The organism is Pseudomonas vranovensis DSM 16006 (assembly GCF_000425805.1).
Taxonomy (GTDB): Bacteria; Pseudomonadota; Gammaproteobacteria; order Pseudomonadales; family Pseudomonadaceae; genus Aquipseudomonas; species Aquipseudomonas vranovensis.
This window is the reverse complement of record NZ_AUED01000004.1, coordinates 361,406-380,061: the sequence shown is the minus strand read 5'-3', so window position 1 is coordinate 380,061 and position 18,656 is coordinate 361,406. Positions and strand designations below refer to the sequence as shown.

General features: G+C 59.7%; 18 protein-coding genes. 11 read left to right on the top strand and 7 right to left on the bottom strand.

The window, feature by feature from the left end:
* Positions 1-83: 83 nt before the first annotated feature.
* Positions 84-2,267: a hypothetical protein gene (locus tag H621_RS0111410; protein WP_028943527.1), complete on the top strand. Its 2,184-nt coding sequence runs from the start codon at positions 84-86 to the stop codon at positions 2,265-2,267.
* 167 nt (positions 2,268-2,434) lie between these two features.
* Here the strand turns inward: H621_RS0111410 and H621_RS0111405 are convergent, their stop codons facing one another.
* A complete protein-coding gene (locus tag H621_RS0111405; RefSeq protein ID WP_028943526.1) occupies positions 2,435-2,740 on the bottom strand; it encodes a DUF2288 domain-containing protein in 306 nt (101 codons plus the stop codon).
* A 361-nt stretch (positions 2,741-3,101) separates the two neighbouring features.
* Between H621_RS0111405 and H621_RS0111400 the strand changes: the two genes are divergently transcribed.
* The 5 genes from H621_RS0111400 to H621_RS0111380 all read left to right on the top strand — a co-directional run bounded on the left by H621_RS0111400 (position 3,102) and on the right by H621_RS0111380 (position 8,103).
* Positions 3,102-4,232 (top strand): branched-chain amino acid ABC transporter substrate-binding protein, encoded by a 1,131-nt coding sequence (locus tag H621_RS0111400; protein WP_028943525.1) that lies wholly within the window; start codon positions 3,102-3,104, stop codon positions 4,230-4,232.
* Between the two features lie 228 nt (positions 4,233-4,460).
* A complete protein-coding gene (livH, locus tag H621_RS0111395) occupies positions 4,461-5,384 on the top strand; it encodes a high-affinity branched-chain amino acid ABC transporter permease LivH (protein ID WP_028943524.1) in 924 nt (307 codons plus the stop codon).
* Entirely contained in the window at positions 5,381-6,637 is a 1,257-nt protein-coding gene (locus H621_RS0111390; protein ID WP_028943523.1) for a high-affinity branched-chain amino acid ABC transporter permease LivM, read from the top strand. The genes livH and H621_RS0111390 overlap by 4 nt, the downstream gene beginning before the upstream one ends.
* Entirely contained in the window at positions 6,634-7,401 is a 768-nt protein-coding gene (livG, locus tag H621_RS0111385; RefSeq protein ID WP_028943522.1) for a high-affinity branched-chain amino acid ABC transporter ATP-binding protein LivG, read from the top strand. Before H621_RS0111390 ends, livG begins: the two co-directional genes overlap by 4 nt.
* Complete coding sequence (locus H621_RS0111380; RefSeq protein ID WP_028943521.1) at positions 7,402-8,103, top strand: ABC transporter ATP-binding protein; 702 nt, start codon at positions 7,402-7,404, stop codon at positions 8,101-8,103.
* Positions 8,104-8,147: 44 nt separating this feature from the next.
* Here the strand turns inward: H621_RS0111380 and H621_RS27045 are convergent, their stop codons facing one another.
* Positions 8,148-9,062, bottom strand: coding sequence for a LysR family transcriptional regulator (locus H621_RS27045; RefSeq protein ID WP_051270510.1), 915 nt, complete (start codon positions 9,060-9,062; stop codon positions 8,148-8,150).
* A gap of 107 nt (positions 9,063-9,169) precedes the next feature.
* On the opposite strand from H621_RS27045, the gene H621_RS0111370 reads away from it, so the two are divergent.
* From H621_RS0111370 to H621_RS0111360, 3 genes are all read left to right on the top strand, one after another.
* Positions 9,170-9,769, top strand: a complete 600-nt coding sequence (locus tag H621_RS0111370) for a short chain dehydrogenase (RefSeq protein ID WP_028943520.1) — start codon at positions 9,170-9,172, stop codon at positions 9,767-9,769.
* Between the two features lie 70 nt (positions 9,770-9,839).
* Positions 9,840-10,514 (top strand): COG3650 family protein, encoded by a 675-nt coding sequence (locus tag H621_RS0111365; protein ID WP_028943519.1) that lies wholly within the window; start codon positions 9,840-9,842, stop codon positions 10,512-10,514.
* A 106-nt stretch (positions 10,515-10,620) separates the two neighbouring features.
* Positions 10,621-12,234 (top strand): NAD(P)/FAD-dependent oxidoreductase, encoded by a 1,614-nt coding sequence (locus tag H621_RS0111360; RefSeq protein WP_028943518.1) that lies wholly within the window; start codon positions 10,621-10,623, stop codon positions 12,232-12,234.
* A gap of 65 nt (positions 12,235-12,299) precedes the next feature.
* On the opposite strand, the gene H621_RS0111355 is transcribed toward H621_RS0111360, so the two are convergent.
* The gene (locus H621_RS0111355) at positions 12,300-13,394 is read right to left on the bottom strand and encodes a PLP-dependent cysteine synthase family protein (RefSeq protein WP_028943517.1); all 1,095 of its coding nucleotides are present in this window, start codon (positions 13,392-13,394) and stop codon (positions 12,300-12,302) included.
* A 219-nt stretch (positions 13,395-13,613) separates the two neighbouring features.
* On the opposite strand from H621_RS0111355, the gene nhaA reads away from it, so the two are divergent.
* A complete protein-coding gene (gene nhaA / locus H621_RS0111350) occupies positions 13,614-14,792 on the top strand; it encodes a Na+/H+ antiporter NhaA (RefSeq protein WP_036989704.1) in 1,179 nt (392 codons plus the stop codon).
* A gap of 69 nt (positions 14,793-14,861) precedes the next feature.
* Here the strand turns inward: nhaA and H621_RS0111345 are convergent, their stop codons facing one another.
* A complete protein-coding gene (locus H621_RS0111345) occupies positions 14,862-15,326 on the bottom strand; it encodes an outer membrane lipoprotein (protein WP_028943515.1) in 465 nt (154 codons plus the stop codon).
* 147 nt (positions 15,327-15,473) lie between these two features.
* Between H621_RS0111345 and H621_RS0111335 the strand changes: the two genes are divergently transcribed.
* Positions 15,474-15,707 carry a hypothetical protein gene (locus H621_RS0111335; protein WP_028943514.1) on the top strand — a complete coding sequence of 78 codons (234 nt, stop codon included), beginning with the start codon at positions 15,474-15,476 and terminating at the stop codon, positions 15,705-15,707.
* Here H621_RS0111335 and pdxH read toward each other — a convergent pair.
* The 3 genes from pdxH to H621_RS0111320 form a co-directional block, all read right to left on the bottom strand.
* A complete protein-coding gene (pdxH, locus tag H621_RS0111330; RefSeq protein ID WP_028943513.1) occupies positions 15,704-16,351 on the bottom strand; it encodes a pyridoxamine 5'-phosphate oxidase in 648 nt (215 codons plus the stop codon). The genes H621_RS0111335 and pdxH overlap by 4 nt on opposite strands.
* 18 nt (positions 16,352-16,369) lie before the next feature.
* The gene (locus H621_RS0111325) at positions 16,370-17,338 is read right to left on the bottom strand and encodes an OmpA family protein (RefSeq protein WP_028943512.1); all 969 of its coding nucleotides are present in this window, start codon (positions 17,336-17,338) and stop codon (positions 16,370-16,372) included.
* A gap of 99 nt (positions 17,339-17,437) precedes the next feature.
* The gene (locus H621_RS0111320; RefSeq protein WP_028943511.1) at positions 17,438-18,583 is read right to left on the bottom strand and encodes an EstA family serine hydrolase; all 1,146 of its coding nucleotides are present in this window, start codon (positions 18,581-18,583) and stop codon (positions 17,438-17,440) included.
* Between the last annotated feature and the right edge of the window lie 73 nt (positions 18,584-18,656).

Genomic DNA, 18,656 nt, shown 5'->3' with positions numbered 1-18,656 from the left:
CTGATACAGTCGCGAAACTTTCCAAGTGATGGCCCTATGATATCCACTAGAGCAGCCATCCACCTGCAGGCAAATGGCGCAAAATGACCTCCAAGAATACTTCTGCCAACGCGGTTTCCGAGCTGACGTCATCCCTTCCCGCGCTCAGCAGTTCAGGGGCAAGCGAGTTCCATGCGCCACGGGCGCCCAACCCACAGCAGTACCTCTACTTCACCGAGACAGACATTCAGCGCATCCTCGACAACCTTGACGGCCTGCGCGACCTGGTGTTTCCACCCAGTGTTCATCTCGAAGACCAGAGCCAACTCCGTCTGGACCAGCAGTTTCCTTCGGTCTGCCTGATTGGCCTGGGCCGCTGTGGCTCGAACATCGCCTTGGATGTTGCAGAACTTGTATACAACGCCAGGACCTTCTACCTCAACGAATTCAATAATCAAGGCCCTGTCGGTAGCGAACCCCGCTACAGCCCGGCGCGCTGGATCCGCAACAATCTGCGCCTGGTGCAGAACAAAGCCAGCAAACCAGTATTCCTGGTCGAACCGCTGGTCATGCTTGGCGATCTGGACAAGGACATTGCAGGGCGCATCCGCTTTTCGGGCAAGGGTGAAAAGAACAGCTTCATCCGTGACTACAGCAAAATGAAGATCATGGACCTCTCGGAAGTCCATGCCGGGGGCGCAGGTAACGCGCCAATCCTGGGCCAGTACCTGGCCAAGATCATCCTCAACAAGGAGACCCACCGATTCTCCAGCGCCGACTGGAAATTGATCCACTCCTACCTGATCGACTCCTGCGGGATCAAGGCCAACCAGTCGAGGTTGTACTTCTATATCTTCAGCGCCGGTGGCGGCACAGGATCGGGCATGGCCTCGGAGTTCGGTCTGGCCCAGCAATACTCGTACATGAACAAGACCTTCGACACCAAGCCTGCTGATGAGAACGACGGCAAAAGCGGGCACTCGTTCGTGTTCGAGCCAATCTTCACCAGTGGCATCTGCGTGCTGCCGAACATTTCCGATCACCGCAGTGAAATGTCGGAAGCACTGCACATCAACGCCGGTCGATTACTGTGCAAGTACCTGTCGGAGGAATGGGACTTCTCCTACAACTTCGATAACGAAGACAGCAGCGAAGCCAGCGTCATGGGCCGTATCCGCCCCTGGAACGCGATGATGCTGATCTCCAACGACATCATGCGCTATGCCGAAGAGAACGATGACGGCAACATCCAGAACATTGATGTCAATGCCATGGAGAAACACGCCAACCAGTACATCTCCCAGCAGATCTTCAACATTCTCACCGCCCAGGCGGTGACCACCGACTACGACCAGAACTACTTCCGCCGGGCAGGCATCGACCTGGGCGAAACCATCCGCCTGGACGCCAATGATCTGTTCATGAGCCTGGCGGGCCCGGTGGCCATCGCCTACGCAGAATCCGTGGTACCGGAGCGGACGGCCCCTGGGTCGGACAAATTCAAGGTGTTCGAGAAAGACCAGCCACCGCTGAACATCGATGACCTGTTCTTCCGTTCCATCGACCTGCCGCATTTCAACAAGGTGACCCAGGCTATCGAGGGCATCAGCCTGCTGCCCATCGAATCCAAGCGCTACCGTGCGGCACTGGAGCAGTACAAGGCCTCGGGCTATGACGCTGCAGCCTTGCATGACCTGCACTTTTTCAAGAATTGCTCGTCGGTGGTCTCGATTGTCTCGCTGCCAAAGGACTACAAGCTGTCATACATGGACTTGAACCGGCTCAAGACCCACCTCAACAGCCTGTTCCCCAACACCACCCTCAAGCGCTATGCCCTGGTCATCGGTGCATCGGCAAACCTGTCGCTGACCACCCTGATTGCCAAGAGCCCGTGCCTGTCGGACGACTTCCTGACCTTGATCGTGGCGTTCATCAAGCGCTGCTTTGCCCGCAATCCGTACCGTTTCGACGATACCCTGGACAATGCCATCCTCGAATTCATCACCAGTGAAGCCTTCGATGAAGGCCGCATCGATGAACTGCTCAATGAATACGAAAACCCGGCGAAGATTCTCGATACCAACTGGTACGCGATCAAGCCGATGTACGAGAAAAAATACCGCGAACTGATCAACGACAAGAGCAAGTTCGTCTCGATCAATGACATTCGCCTGTCACGGGAATGCGTGAAGAAAGCGGTGAAGTACCTGCGCGAAATCTTCCGCCATCGCATCGGCAAGACACGAGTGATTTCGTTGAACAGCCACACCGGGAAGGTCGATTACTGATAGACCGCATCGCGGGGCCAACCCGCTCCTGTCCGCCAGGAGCAGGCTGGCCCCGCGGTAAACTGTTACCTGCACCACGGACTGTTACCAACGGTCACCCCGCCTGAACAGTCTCGCGCACCAAAACCGCCTGCCTGTGCGTTTTCACGCACCAAATCAGGGCGCGCTTACTCAGGTTTCTTTACCTGAATCACGATGAACGGTGAAACCACGACTGCCCAGATCTCTGGATCGCGGCTCTGAAGGTCTAGCGCCTGCTCTGCAGTAACCGGGCCCACCGTGCCAGCATTACGCCATGCAGCCACGGTTTCGCTACGGTTCTCGGCCATTGCCTGTGCAACTTCAATCAGGTCCAGGGACGTGTCGACCCAAATCAGGTCACCTTTGGCCCAAAAACGCTCCAGGGCTTTCCACTCGATTACTGCCGTCTCGCCGAGCAGCTTGGCATAGAGGGTGCTTGGTTGATCAGTCATGGGTTCCTGCCTGAAATAATTCGACTACTGTGAGAAGTCGGTATTTTTGCAGAAAAACCCGGTTTCAAATAAATAATTGAGCGAAAACAACTGGAAAGCGGCAGTTTTCCGCGCGAATTTGGCTGTAAATAGCCGCTTTGCTGTACGTTTCTGTCAATTAAGCGACATGCTTCGAATTTGCCTCGGCGGGCCTGCTTTTCAAGCGACAAAGCGGCGCTCTACACTGTACCGGTACAGTTGTCAGGGCAAAATCGGGGCAATCCGGGACAGTGACGAGGCGTGGCCTCCCATGGAACCTGATCCGGTCCTCATGCGCTGGCCGCCAGGACTATAAAAATTACAACAGAATGAGTGGAGCATTATGAGTAAGGCTACTAAGCAGATTTCCAAGCTGTTTGCCGCAATGGTTCTGGCCGGGGTTGCCAGCCATTCGTTTGCAGCCGATACCATCAAGATCGGCATCGCCGGCCCGAAAACCGGCCCGGTCACTCAGTACGGCGACATGCAGTTCATTGGTGCCAAACAGGCCATCAAAGACATCAACGCCAAGGGCGGCGTCGGTGGCAAAATGCTTGAAGCCAAGGAATACGATGATGCGTGCGACCCTAAACAGGCCGTGGCAGTCGCCAACAAAGTGGTCAACGACGGCGTCAAGTTCGTAGTCGGCCACCTGTGCTCCAGCTCCACCCAACCGGCGTCCGACATCTATGAAGATGAAGGCGTGATCATGATCACCCCGGCTGCCACCAGCCCTGAAATCACCGCCCGTGGCTACAAGCTGATCTTCCGCACCATCGGCCTGGACAGCGCCCAGGGCCCGGCTGCCGGCAACTACATTGCCGATCATGTCAAACCCAAAGTGGTCGCGGTACTGCACGACAAACAGCAGTACGGTGAAGGCATCGCCACCGCGGTCAAGCAGACCCTGGAAGGCAAAGGCACCAAGGTTGCCGTCTTCGAAGGCCTGAACGCCGGTGACAAGGACTTCTCGTCCATCATCCAGAAGCTCAAGCAGAACAACGTCGACTTCGTCTACTACGGCGGCTACCACCCAGAGCTGGGCCTGATCCTGCGCCAGGCCAAGGAAAAAGGCCTGAACGCCAAGTTCATGGGCCCTGAAGGCGTCGGCAACGACTCCATCTCGCAAATCGCCCAGAACGCCTCCGAAGGCCTGCTGGTAACCCTGCCCAAGTCCTTCGACGCGGCCCCCGAGAACAAGGCCATCGTCGATGCCATCAAGGCAGACGGCAAAGATCCAAGCGGTCCGTTCGTGTTCCCGGCCTACTCCGCCGTTCAGCTGATCGCCGATGGCATCAAGGCCGCCGGTAGCAGCGACGACGCAGAAAAAGTCGCGGCAGAAATCCACAAAGGCACCTTCAAGACCCCGACTGGCGACCTGTCGTTCGACGACAAGGGCGACCTGAAAGACTTCAAATTCGTGGTCTACGAATGGCATTTCGGCAAACCTAAAACCGAAGTTTCTCCTCAGTAATCCCGTCTGACCACATGACTACTAAGCCCACTGTGCGAGCAGTGGGCTTTGTTTTACGAGGTTCATGGGCCTGATTCCCGCGATCCGGGAGCAGGTTCACCTGAAAATCTTAAAACCGTCACCAGCGGTTCGCTGACAGTGCCTGTGTCGAAGTGGCTCAAGACCACAAGACCGCGCCGGGGATACCCCCACCAGTGAAATGCGTACCAGGTTTTTAGGAGCGCTGTAATGCCTGAGATCTATCACTTCTTCCAACAGCTGGTTAATGGCCTGACCATTGGCAGCACCTATGCCTTGATAGCCATTGGCTACACAATGGTTTACGGCATCATTGGAATGATCAACTTCGCCCATGGCGAGGTCTACATGATTGGTTCCTACGTGGCCTTCATTGCCCTTGCCGGGCTGGCCATGATGGGTATCGATTCACTGCCGATACTGATGACCGTCGCCTTCGTCGCCACGATCTTCGTCACCAGTGCCTATGGCTACAGTATCGAACGGGTCGCCTACCGGCCGCTGCGCAACAGCAACCGGTTGATCCCACTGATTTCTGCCATTGGTATGTCGATTTTCCTGCAGAACACCGTATTGCTATCCCAGGACTCCAAGGACAAGTCCATCCCCAACCTGATCCCAGGGAGCATCTCCTTCGGACCGGGCGGCGCAGAGGAAGTGCTGATCTCCTACATGCAGATCCTGGTCTTCGTCGTCACCCTGGTGGCCATGACCGGACTGACCCTGTTCATCTCGCGTTCGCGTCTGGGCCGGGCCTGTCGGGCCTGCGCAGAAGACATCAAGATGGCCAACCTGCTTGGCATCAACACCAACAACATCATCGCCCTGACCTTCGTCATCGGCGCTGCCCTGGCAGCCGTGGCGGCCGTATTGCTGAGCATGCAGTACGGGGTGATCAACCCCAACGCCGGTTTCCTGGTAGGCCTGAAGGCATTTACCGCGGCGGTACTGGGTGGCATCGGCAGTATTCCGGGCGCCATGCTCGGCGGGCTGGTGCTGGGGGTGGCTGAAGCCTTTGGCGCCGACATCTTCGGTGACCAGTACAAGGACGTCGTAGCCTTCGGCCTTTTGGTTCTGGTGCTGTTGTTCCGTCCGACCGGCATTCTCGGCCGTCCGGAGGTTGAGAAAGTATGAACAAGAATCTCAAACAGGCGTTCTTCGCCGCCTTGCTGGTCTGGGCCGTGGCGTTTCCGGTGCTGGGCCTCAAGCTCAGCATCGATGGCATCCGACTGATCGTCCACAGCCAGGGGGCCTTCACCCTTACGATCATCGCCGTGTGTTCGGTGCTGATGTTCCTGCGGGTGCTGTTCGACAAACAGTGGAGCGCAGTGATGCGCACCCGCTCGGACCGCAAGCTGATCTCGCCGGCCGTGAGCAACTTCCTGACCCTGCCCAAGACCCAGCGCTGGATCATCCTGGGCCTCATCATGGTTGCGCTGGTGTGGCCGTTCTTCGGTTCGCGCGGCGCGGTCGACATCGCCACCCTGATCCTGATCTACGTGCTGCTGGGCCTGGGCCTGAACATCGTGGTGGGCCTGGCAGGGCTGCTAGACCTGGGCTATGTCGGCTTCTACGCCGTCGGCGCCTACAGCTATGCCCTGCTGTCGCACTACTTTGGCTGGGGCTTCTGGATCTGCCTGCCGATCGCCGGCATGATGGCGGCCACCTTCGGCTTCCTGCTCGGTTTCCCGGTACTGCGTCTGCGCGGTGACTACCTGGCCATCGTGACCCTCGGCTTCGGTGAGATCATCCGCCTGTTCCTGCGCAACCTCACCGGGTTGACCGGTGGCCCTAACGGCATCAGCAACATCGAGAAGCCGAGCTTCTTCGGCCTGACCTTCGAGCGCCGCGCGGCCGAGGGGATGCAGACCTTCCACGAGTTCTTCGGCCTGCCGTACAACTCGATCAACAAGGTCATCTTCCTCTACCTGGTTGCCCTGTTGCTGGCCTTGCTCGCGCTGTTCGTGATCAACCGCCTGCTGCGCATGCCGATCGGTCGCGCCTGGGAAGCACTGCGTGAAGACGAGATCGCCTGCCGCGCACTGGGCCTGAACCCAACCGTGATCAAGCTCTCGGCGTTCACCCTGGGTGCCTGCTTCGCCGGTTTCGCCGGGAGCTTCTTTGCAGCACGCCAGGGCCTGGTGACCCCGGAGTCGTTCACCTTCATCGAATCGGCGATCATCCTCGCCATCGTCGTGCTTGGCGGCATGGGCTCCCAGTTGGGCGTGATTCTCGCGGCCATCGTGATGATCCTGCTGCCCGAACTCATGCGTGAATTCAGCGAATACCGCATGCTGATGTTCGGGGCAATGATGGTGTTGATGATGATCTGGCGTCCGCAAGGCCTGCTGCCTATGCAACGTCCTCACATGGAGCTGCGTCGATGAGCCGCGAAATTCTGCAAGTCAGCGGCCTGAGCATGCGCTTCGGCGGCTTGTTGGCGGTCAACGGCGTGGCCCTGACCGTCAAGGAAAAGGAAGTGGTGGCCTTGATCGGCCCCAACGGGGCCGGCAAGACCACGGTATTCAACTGCCTGACCGGCTTCTACAAGCCGAGCGCTGGCACCATCCTGCTCGATGGGCAACCGATCCAGGGTTTGGCTGGTCACGAGATTGCGCGCAAGGGTGTGGTACGGACTTTCCAGAACGTGCGCCTGTTCAAGGACATGACCGCACTGGAAAACCTACTGATTGCCCAGCACCGCCACCTCAATACCAACTTCTTCGCTGGCCTGTTCAAGACGCCGTCGTTCCGTCGCAGCGAGCGCGAAGCCATGGATTACGCGCAGTTCTGGCTGGACAAGGTCAACCTCACCGAGTTTGCCAACCGTACCGCCGGGACCCTGGCCTACGGTCAGCAACGACGCCTGGAAATCGCCCGCTGCATGATGACCCGCCCGCGGATCCTCATGCTCGACGAGCCCGCCGCCGGCCTGAACCCGAAGGAAACCGAAGACCTCAAGGCCCTGATCAGCCTGTTGCGTGAAGAACACAACGTCACGGTGCTGCTGATCGAGCACGACATGAAACTGGTCATGAGCATCTCCGACCATATCGTGGTCATCAACCAGGGCACGCCCCTGGCTGACGGAACGCCGGAACAGATCCGTGACAACCCTGAAGTGATCAAAGCCTACCTGGGGGAAGCGTAAATGCTGCAGTTTGAAAACGTTTCCACCTTCTACGGCAAGATCCAGGCGCTGCACAGCGTCAATGTCGAGATCCGCCAGGGCGAGATCGTCACGTTGATCGGTGCCAACGGCGCGGGCAAATCCACCTTGCTGATGACCCTCTGTGGCTCGCCCCAGGCCCACAGCGGCAGCATCAAGTACCTGGGTGAAGAGCTGGTCGGCCAACCGTCCTCGCACATCATGCGCAAGAGCATTGCCGTGGTACCAGAAGGACGCCGGGTGTTCGCCCGCCTGACGGTGGAAGAAAACCTGGCCATGGGTGGCTTTTTTACCGACAAGGGCGACTTCCAGGAACAGATGGATAAAGTCCTGCACCTGTTCCCGCGCCTGAAGGAGCGTTTCACCCAGCGTGGCGGCACCATGTCCGGCGGCGAGCAGCAGATGCTGGCCATCGGCCGGGCGCTGATGAGCAAACCCAAGCTGCTGTTGCTTGACGAACCGTCACTGGGCCTGGCGCCGATCATCATCCAGCAGATCTTCGACATCATCGAACAACTGCGCCGTGATGGCGTAACGGTGTTCCTGGTTGAGCAGAACGCCAACCAGGCCTTGAAGATCGCCGACCGTGCCTATGTACTGGAAAACGGCCGGGTGGTGATGCAAGGCACGGGGGAATCCCTGCTGACCGACCCGAAAGTGCGCGACGCCTACCTGGGCGGTTGACCCGCTGTAGGAGCGGGCTTGTGCCGCGATAGCAAGGTGACTGATCAATTGTTATCGCGGGGCAAGCCCGCTCCTACGTTTTTGAACCAGTGCAACAGGTAGTCGGCCAGCACCTGGACCCGCTTGGGCATCGCCCCTTGATAGGGATGCACAAGGAACAGTGGCACGCTGCGCGTCTGATAGTCATGCAGTAGCCAGAGCAATCGCCCTTCTGCCAGTTCCCCATGCACCATGTAGGAAGGCAATCTGGCAATCCCCGCCCCCAGCAATGCGGCTTTCTTCAGCAAGCTGTAGTGATTGCTGGCGAAACTGCCAGCAACTTGCACCCGCACCAGTTCGTGATGCTGGTGATACAACCATTCCTCGCGACCACTGTAGTGACTGTTGAGCAAGCAGCGATGGCTGCTCAACTGCGCAGGCGTGTACGGCTGCCCATGGCGCTCGACATAGGCCGGGCTGGCACAGGTCAGCTCCTGCATGGCCAGCACAGGTCGTGCAACCAGTCGCGCATCGTCCTGGACCTCGGTACGAATGGCCAGGTCGAAGCCGGCCGCCAGCAAGTCACGGTAGCCATTGTTCAATTCGAGTTCCACTTGAAGGTCGGGGTAGACCGAAGTGAACTCCAGTAGCAGCCCTTCAAAAAAGGTCTCCCCCAGCGACACCGGCACAGTGATGCGCACCGGGCCTGCCAGTTCGTCCCTGAGCATCGACAGGGTCTGGCGCGCACTGTCCATTTGACGCACCAGCGCCTGGGCCAGGGGCAACAACATGGCCCCCGCGGCAGTCAGGCTCAGGCGGCGAGTAGTGCGGTGCAACAGCTTGACCGAATAACTGGCCTCCAACGCACGGATGCGCTTGGACAGCTGTCCTTTGCTCCACCCCAGTTGCTGCGCAGCCTGGGTGAAGCTGCCGGCTTCCATCAACACGGCAAAGGCCGCCAGATCGTCCAGGTCGCTCATGGATTGTTTCCAAATGAAAACCAAAGGTTGCCCATTAGCACGCTTATCTGCAGAAAAATCCACCCTAGACTTGAGCCTTCCCCTCACAACCTGCAAGGAACAGCTCCATGAAAATCCTGTTGATCGGCGCCAGCGGCACAATTGGTTCAGCGGTAGCCAAGGAACTGGAACAACGTCATCAAGTGGTTCGTATCGGTCGCAGCAGCGGTGACCACCAGGTGGATATCAGCGACAGCACATCGATTCGCCACCTGTTCGAGCAGACCGGTCGCTTCGATGCCCTGGTCTGCGCAGCCGGCAACGTGACGTTTGCCCCGCTGGCTGAAATGACCGAAGACCAGTTCGCCCTGGGCCTTGGCGACAAGCTCATGGGCCAGGTCAACCTGTTGCTGATTGGGCGGGAATTCATCAACGATGGTGGTTCGTTCACCTTCACCACCGGCGTCACCAGCCATGACCCCATCCGTACCGGTGCCTCGGCGAGCCTGGTGAACGGTGCCATCGATGCCTTCGTCAAGGCGGCGGCCATCGAATTGCCGCGCGGGTTGCGGGTCAACTCCATCAGCCCCAATGTGCTGGTCGAGGCGATGCCGGCCTACGCACCGTATTTTCGTGGGTTCAAACCCGTACCGGCAGCCGAGGTGGCACTGGCCTACGCCAAGAGCGTCGAAGGCCTGCAGACCGGCCAGACCTATCATGTCGGCTGAGGCCTTGTGATCGGCGTCCAGCCTGCGTAACGTGGCGGCACCTTTTGGTAGAGACTCTGGAGTTTGCTCGATGCGTGCCGCCCCTTCGCTATTGCTTGTCGCCTTGTTGCCGTTGTTTGCCGGCTGCCAGATGCTGGCCGATACACCGCAGGCCGCCTCAGGCGTTGGCATGACTCGGATGCAGGGCGAGTTGAGCGCACAAGGTGGCCAGTTGCTGTTCAAGCCCTGCACGGAAAACCGCCATTTTGCCGTGTTCGATGCAGGCAACACCGGCATCCTGCAGGAAGCAGCAGACCTGGCAGACGAGCCGGGTACGCTGTTCGCCGATATCAACGGCACGCTGTCTACCAGCCAGAAAACCGGCAACGACGGCCAATTGAACGTGCAACGGTTGTACCGGGTCGAGCACTCCAACAGTGCCTGCAGCGACCCCAACTTCAAGCGCCTGACCCTGCGGGCCAGCGGTCACGAACCAGACTGGAACCTCAAGGCCAGTGGCAAGGGCATGGTCCTGGACCGCCCCGGCCAGCCCTCCCTCGCGGTGCCTTACCTGGAAGAGCAACTGCCTGATGGCCGCTTCAGCCTCAGCACCGAAGCCAACGGCCAGCGCGTGGAACTCTGGGTAGCCCCACAACGCTGTGTCGATATTGCCACCGGTGGCGTGCAGCACTTGATGGCCGAGTTGCGCGTCGATGGCCAGACCCTGCGCGGCTGCGCTTATTACGGCGGCGCACGCAACGACTGATCATCGGCGCACGCGTTTCTCCTGCCTGCAACGGCGGCGAACAGCTTATACTTGGCGGTTTGTGTAAAGCCGCCGGCCGTTCATGGCCGGGATACTGGACCCTGCCATGTTACGAATCACCGAACTGAAGCTGCCACTGGATCATCCTGATGAAGCCCTGCGCGAGGCCATTGTGCAACGCCTGGGGATCAGCGACGAGCAGTTGCTGGACTTCACCCTGTTCAAGCGCAGCTATGACGCGCGCAAGAAGAACAGCGAACTGCTGTTCATCTACACCATCGACCTGAACGTCAGCAACGAAACCGAGCTGCTGGAGAAGTTCGCCGACGACCACAACATCAATGTCGCGCCGGACGTCAGCTACAAGGTGGTTGGCCAGGCACCTGCCGACCTGCAGGAACGCCCGATCGTGGTCGGCTTCGGACCGTGCGGGATCTTCGCCGGCCTGCTGCTGGCACAGATGGGCTTCAAGCCGATCATCCTCGAACGCGGCAAGGAAGTTCGCCAGCGCACCAAGGACACCTGGGGCCTGTGGCGCAAGAGCGTGCTCAACCCCGAGTCGAACGTGCAGTTCGGTGAAGGCGGCGCAGGCACCTTCTCCGACGGCAAGCTCTACAGCCAGATCAAAGACCCGCAACATCATGGTCGCAAGGTGCTGCACGAGTTCGTCAAGGCCGGGGCGCCAGAGGAGATCCTCTACGTCAACAAGCCACACATTGGTACCTTCCGCCTCACCGGCATGGTTGAGAACATGCGCCATGAGATCCACGCGCTGGGCGGCGAAGTACGCTTTGAACAGAAAGTCACCGACCTGCTGATGGACGATGGCCAACTCAATGGCGTGGTGCTGCAAAGCGGTGAACAACTGCACTCGCGCCATGTAGTGATGGCCCTGGGTCACAGCGCCCGCGACACCTTCCGCATGCTGCATGCCCGTGGCGTGTTCATGGAGGCCAAGCCGTTCTCCATCGGCTTTCGTATCGAGCACCCACAGTCGCTGATCGACCAGGCGCGCCTGGGCAAGTATGCCGGGCACCCGAAGCTGGGCGCGGCAGACTACAAGCTGGTTCACCACGCCAAGAACGGACGCTCCGTGTACAGTTTCTGCATGTGTCCGGGCGGCACTGTGGTGGCGGCCACCAGCGAGCCAGGCCGGGTAGTCACCAACGGCATGAGCCAGTACTCGCGCAACGAGCGCAATGCCAACTCGGGCATCGTCGTCGGTATCACTCCAGAGCAAGACTTCCCAGGCGGTCCACTGGCCGGTATCGAACTGCAGGAAAAACTCGAAGCCCACGCCTACGTGCTCGGTGGCAGCAACTACCAGGCACCGGCCCAACTGGTCGGCGACTTTGTCGCTGGCAGGCCGTCTACCGCCCTGGGCAGTGTCGAGCCATCGTACAAGCCCGGCGTCAACCTCGGCGACCTGGCTCCGAGCCTACCGGACTTTGCCATCGAAGCCATACGTGAGGCCTTGCCTGCCTTCGATCGGCAGATCAAAGGTTACAACCTGCACGATGCCGTGCTGACAGGCATTGAAACCCGCACGTCCTCACCGCTGCGCATCACCCGTGATGCAAACCTGCAGAGCCTCAACCTCAAGGGCCTGTTCCCGGCCGGTGAAGGTGCTGGCTATGCGGGTGGGATCCTCTCGGCGGGTGTTGACGGGATTCGCATTGCCGAGGCCGTGGCGCGCAGCATGCTGGGCCTGCAGCAGTAAGGCCACATCACGGGGCAAGCCCCACCGGTACAAACAATACCGGTGAGGCTTGCCCCACGATGATTTCAGATTCCTTCACACAAGATCGTCTCGGGCAACGCCTCGCCCCGCTCGACGCACGCCGTCACCGCCTCGATAACCTCCTGCAACTGATACCCCTGTTTCGTCAGCCAGTCCTGGTCGTAATAGCTGGTGGCATAGCGATCACCGCCATCACAGAGTATCGCCACGATCGAGCCCGCCTCCCCGGCAGTGCGCATCTGCCGTGCCGCGATCAACGCGCCAATCAGGTTGGTGCCGCTTGATCCACCCACTCGCCGCCCCAGACGCTTGGCGAGGTAGTGCATGGCTGCCAGCGACAGTGCATCCGGCACCTTGACCATCGCGTCGATGACATGAGGCAGGAACGATGCCTCTACCCGTGGACGGCCAATGCCTTCTATCCGTGAGCCGCAATCAAGCTGCAAGGAGCGATCACCGCTCTTGTAGCTGTCGAAAAATACCGAGCGCTCGGCATCGGCACACAGTACCCGGGTGGTGTGCTGGCGATAACGCACATAGCGCCCCAGGGTTGCCGTGGTGCCCCCCGTACCCGGGCTGGAAATCAGCCAGCTCGGCTCGGGATGGCGCTCGAAACGCATCTGGCTGTAGATCGACTCGGCAATATTGTTGTTGGCACGCCAGTCGGTGGCGCGCTCGGCGTAGGTGAACTGGTCCATGAAATGCCCACCACTTTCCCGCGCCAGGCGTTCGGATTCGGCATAGATCTGCGTCGGATCATCCACCAGGTGACTCTGGCCGCCATAGAAGGCGATCTGGGTGATCTTTTCCTGAGAGGTACTGGCGGGTACCACGGCAATGAAGGGCAAACCGAGCAAGCGCGCGAAGTAGGCTTCAGAAATCGCCGTCGAACCACTGGAGGCTTCGATCACAGGCGCACCGGGGCGCAACCAGCCATTGCACAAGGCGTAGAGAAACAACGAACGGGCCAGGCGATGCTTGAGGCTGCCCGTGGGATGACTGGACTCGTCCTTGAAATACAAGTCGACATCGGCAAACCCGGGCAGCGGCAGCGGGATCAGGTGGGTATCGGCACTGCGCTGAAAGTCAGCCTCGATGATACGGATGGCTTCGCGTGCCCAGAGGCGGTGATCAGTCATGGTCCAGTCCCGGAAAAGATCGAAATGCAGGCGATCATGGTAGGAAACCCCAGCGAAAGCCAACAGATACAGCCGCAGTAAATATTCCGATACAACTGCTAGGCTGCATGAGGCAAGATGGCCATCACTTATAACAAAAACGAATATATTTTTTGTTTTAAAGCATATCTTCTCACGGTAGGGTGTCGCCCTATTGAACCCTCAGGATGGAGATCACCCTTGCTGCGTAGCACTTTCACACGTTTCTTTCAGTTGGAAGCTGCCAGCGGTCTATTACTGATTGCTGCAGCTGCCCTGGCCCTGATCATCAACAACTCGCCGTTATCGTACCTGTACAACGGCCTGCTGGATGTCCCCGTGGTCGCCCAGATTGGCGCACTGAAAATCGCCAAGCCGTTGCTGCTGTGGATCAATGACGGCTTGATGGCGCTGTTCTTCCTGCTGATCGGCCTTGAGGTCAAGCGCGAGGTGGTCGAAGGTCACCTGTCCAAGCCGTCGCAGATCGTTCTGCCAGGGGCTGCTGCCATCGGCGGTATGGTCGTCCCGGCCCTGATCTACTGGTTCCTGAACAAGGACGACCCGAGCGCTACCGCTGGCTGGGCGATTCCAATGGCCACCGACATCGCCTTTGCCCTGGGTGTACTGGCCCTGCTGGGCAAGCGTGTACCCGTGTCACTGAAGCTGTTCCTGATGACCCTGGCCATCATTGATGACCTGGGTGCAATCGTTGTTATTGCCCTCTTCTATTCGGGCGAGTTGTCGAGCTTGTCGCTGATGCTGGCGGGTGCCTGCCTGCTGGCCCTGGTCGGCATGAACCGGATGGGAGTGGTCAAGCTGGGGCCTTACATGGTGATTGGCCTGATTCTCTGGGTCTGCGTGCTCAAGAGTGGTGTCCATGCCACCCTTGCCGGTGTCACCCTGGCCCTGTGTATCCCCTTGCGAACCCGCAATGCCGAACCCTCCCCCTTGTTGACGCTGGAGCACGCCCTGCACCCGTGGGTGGCCTACGGCATTCTGCCTTTGTTTGCCTTCGCCAACGCCGGTGTATCGCTGGCCGGCGTCACACTCGAAAGTTTCACCCACCACGTGCCGATGGGCATCGCCGTGGGCTTGTTGCTGGGCAAGACCCTCGGGGTATTCGGCCTGACCTGGCTGTCAGTCAAGCTGGGCATCGCCGCCCTCCCCGCCAATGCGAATTGGGGCCAGGTGCTGGGTGTGGCGATCCTGTGTGGTATCGGCTTCACCATGAGCCTGTTCGTAGGCTCGCTGGCGTTCGTGCCTGGCAGCAGCGATTACGCCGGTATGGACCGCATGGGTATTCTCACCGGCTCCATTCTCGCCGCGCTGATCGGCTACACCATCACCGCGCTGGCCAGCCGCAAAGCTTCCACCGCCTGAGCAAGAACAAGGCAATAAAAAACCCCGACCGGCATTGCCGAGTCGGGGTTTTTTATTGCTGTTCGGGTATCAGTGCGAAACCCGGCTGGTGCCATCGACGGTCATGATGCGCACACGCTCACCCACGCGGAAAATCTCGTTCTCCTGCACTGCCTGCACATAGGCTCGCATGCTGCCGTCGTCTTCACGTACGGTGATTTCCACACCCTGGGTGCGGGTCAGGCCCTCTTCAGCGGCCGAACCTGCAAGGCCACCGGCCACGGCACCGATGACAGCAGCAACGATGCTGCCGCGCCCGCCACCAATGGCACTACCGGCCACACCGCCGACAACGGCGCCGGCACCGCCACCGATTGGCGTCTTGGTGCCTTCGATCTTGACGGGCCGCAGGGATTCGATGGTGCCCATACGTACGGTCTGAACACGGCGGGCTTCGTCGCGCGAGTAGCTATCGCCGGTCAGGCTCGAGGCGCAGCCAGTGAGCAGCATCGACATCGTGGTGAAGCTGGCCAACAGCAAAACAGATTTACGCATAGGATGGTCTCCAAAAGTCAGGTGTTCATTAGACTCCGCGCGTTGACGACTGTCACGACCGATGCGGGGTAAAATTGCTTCCATTCAGCTTCCATACAGCCTGTGTCATCGATGCGGTCTGTAGAAACGTCTAGCGCAAGGATAGTCATGGATTACTTCATCGTCGTCGTCACGACCGTGGCAGGGCTGTATTTTCACTGGTGGTTGTATGTGCGCATCCGGCGCTGGATGGATCGCGACCTGGCGCTGTCGATGGCCGGTAAGGATGAGCGCAAGAAAGCCTACATGCTTGAATGCTTGGACAAAGCGCGCGCGCAAAAGGTCAAGCGCGCTGAGCTGGCGGCCTGGCTGGAACGCGAGGCCGCGGGATATACCGATTAAGGTGCCAGGCGCTCGCGCAGCCAGGCGCCATCTTGCAGGCGGTAATTGAGGCGGTCATGCAGGCGGCTGGCGCGCCCCTGCCAGAACTCGATGCGCTCGGGCAGCAAGCGGTAGCCACCCCAGTGTTCCGGACAATGCGGCTGCGTATCACTGAAGCGTTGCTCGGTGGCCTTGACCAGACCCTCGAGTTCCTCGCGACCCGCAATCACCCGACTCTGCGGTGATGCCCAGGCCCCCAGGCGGCTGCCCAACGGGCGCACCTGATAATACTCATCCGACTCCTTGGCACTGACCTTGACCACCTTGCCTTCGATGCGCACCTGACGCTCAAGGGCTGGCCAGAAGAAGGTCATGGCCGCATGGGGGTTGGCCAGCAGTTGCTGCCCCTTGGCGCTCTCGTAATTGGTGAAGAAGGTGAAGCCTTTGTCATCCAGGCCTTTGAGCAACAAGACCCGGCAGTGCGGGCGACCGTCAGCGTCGACCGTCGCCACGGTCATGGCATTGGCTTCTACCGGCGGCAGCTCGGTTTTCACCGCGTCGTCGAACCAGTGGCGAAACAACGCGAAGGGTTCGTCCGGGGCCTGAGCTTCTGCCAGGCCATCACGGGTGTAATCGCGGCGCATATCGGCCAGGGTCTGGGTCATTGCTGCGTTCCTTGACGATCAGTTGGTCTTCGCAGGGCTGGTGTTGGCGGCCACTTTTTTCGCTGTCGGTGCAGGCTTTTTAGCCGCAGGCTTGGCAACGGGGGCTTTCTTCTTTGCGGCAGCGGTCTTGGCCGGGGCTTTCTTGGCCGTGCTGGCTGCTTTCGCTGGTGCCTTGGACGCAGGTTTCACAGCCGCCTTGACCGGCGCCTTGGCATCCTGCACAGCGACCAGTGCTGCCGGGCTCGGGGTTGGCTGTTTGTACTTGGCGAGCAAGGCAATCATGGTGTTTTGTGGGGTCAGTACCAATTCTACGCGACGGTTCAAGGCTCGGCCTTCAACACTGTCGTTGGCTGCACGAGGCATTTCCGAGCCCATGCCCCGCAAATTCAGACGATCACGTTCCAGACCGCTGAGACGGAAGATCGCGGCAATCGACTGCGCACGTTCCTGGCTGAGTTTCTGATTGAGCGCTGCGGCGCCGCTGGTGTCGGCATGGCCCAGGACCAGCACGGCGGTCTGTTTGTCGGTCTCGATGGCTTTGGCCACCCGGGTGATTGGCCCCAGGGTTACCGGCAGGAGCATGGCCGGGCGATCAGGATTGTAGGAAGAGTCCACCGGCACCGTGACCACCAGTACGTCTTCACGACGCTCGACTTCGAACTTGCTGTCCTTGATGGCCTCGCGCAGTCGCGGCTCGTAGCTGTCCAGCCAGGCCTGGGTGGCCTTGTGGTCGATCTTCGGCACGACAGGGGTGTTGTTCTTGGCGCTCTCGCCGAACGGCCACCACCAGCGGCTGGAGTTTTCCGACTTGGCATCGGCCTTGGCGACCTTTTCGGTTACCACTTCCTTCACTTCCTTGTCGGCGACCTTGTCCGAACCGAATGGCCACCAGTTGAGCCCGCCATCTACCGCGCCATTCTGAGAGTGCTGCGCGCAACCGGTCATGGCCAGGCACAGGGCGAGAGCTAAGGTTTTATGTGAAGACATCAGCGATACACCATGAAAATGAAAGAAATTCTGCTCAAAAGTGTTGAGCATTGGAATCCAGAATAGCCAAAGGGTTCAGGTAACACCGGGGTTAACCGATCAAAGGCAACTGCCCAAGACCCGTACCAGCTTCTGCGCTCGCGGGTCCATCAGTACATAAGGCCCCAGGGTATTGGTTACAAAACCGAAGGCGACATCGTGTTCAGGGTCGGCAAACCCGACCGACCCGCCCGCGCCTGGATGACCAAAGGCTTTGCTGCCCAGACCGAAGGTGGCATTGGCTACCGTCGGCTGGTCGAGCATGCAGCCCAGGCCGAAACGGGTGCGGGTCAACAGGGTTTTGTCATCACCCAGGCTGTGTTCGCGGGTCAGCTCATCCAGCAACTCGGACTCAAGCAGGCTGCCGTCGAGCAAGCCGGCATAGAACCCTGCCAGGCTGCGGGCATTGCCATGACCGTTGGCCGCAGGCTGCTGCATCCGCCGCCACTCGGGCTTATTGGTGCTGGTCAGCATCCCTGGCGGGTTGGTGAAGGCACGGGTAGACAGTGCCTCCGGCTCGCGCAGGGTAACCTGCAGCAAGCGCTGGGCCGCTTCATCGCCCATGTTGCCCTTGCCCCTGGCAATATGCGCCACCCGGTGGAACTGCTCATCGGCCAGGCCAATGTGAAAATCCAGGCCCAGGGGCCGTGCCGTGCGGGCAACAATGGACTCACCCGGCTCACGTCCGTCGGCGCGGCGAATCAACTCACCGATCAGCCAACCGTAGGTGATCGCCGCATAACCGTGAGCGCTCCCGGGTGTCCACCAGGGCGTTTCAGCGGCCAGGGTGTCGACCATGGTCTGCCAATCATAGAAGGACTCGGCACTCAACAACTGACGAATGGCCGGCAACCCGGCCTGGTGGCAGAGCAGCTGGCGCAAGGTGATCGCCTGCTTGCCGGCTTGGGCAAACTCTGGCCAGTAACGGGCAACCGGAGCGTCCAGCGACAGCTTGCCCTCACCTACCAATTGCAGGGCGGTAACCGCCGCAAAGGCCTTGGTGCAGGAAAACAGATTGGCGATGGTATCGCTATGCCAGGCCTCGGCACCGTCCTTGTCGGCGGTACCCGCCCAGAGATCAACGACCGTCTCGCCACCCACCTGGATACACAGCGCCGCACCACGTTCCTGAGGATCGTCGAACAACGCCGCGAAGGCTTCGCGCACTGCTTCGAACTTAAGCTCGTAATGACCCTGAATCTGCACCCAGCCGCTCCCGAATACACCAAAACCCAAAATGGCGTGCATTGTTTCAGCCTGCGGCGGATTTGGGAACAGA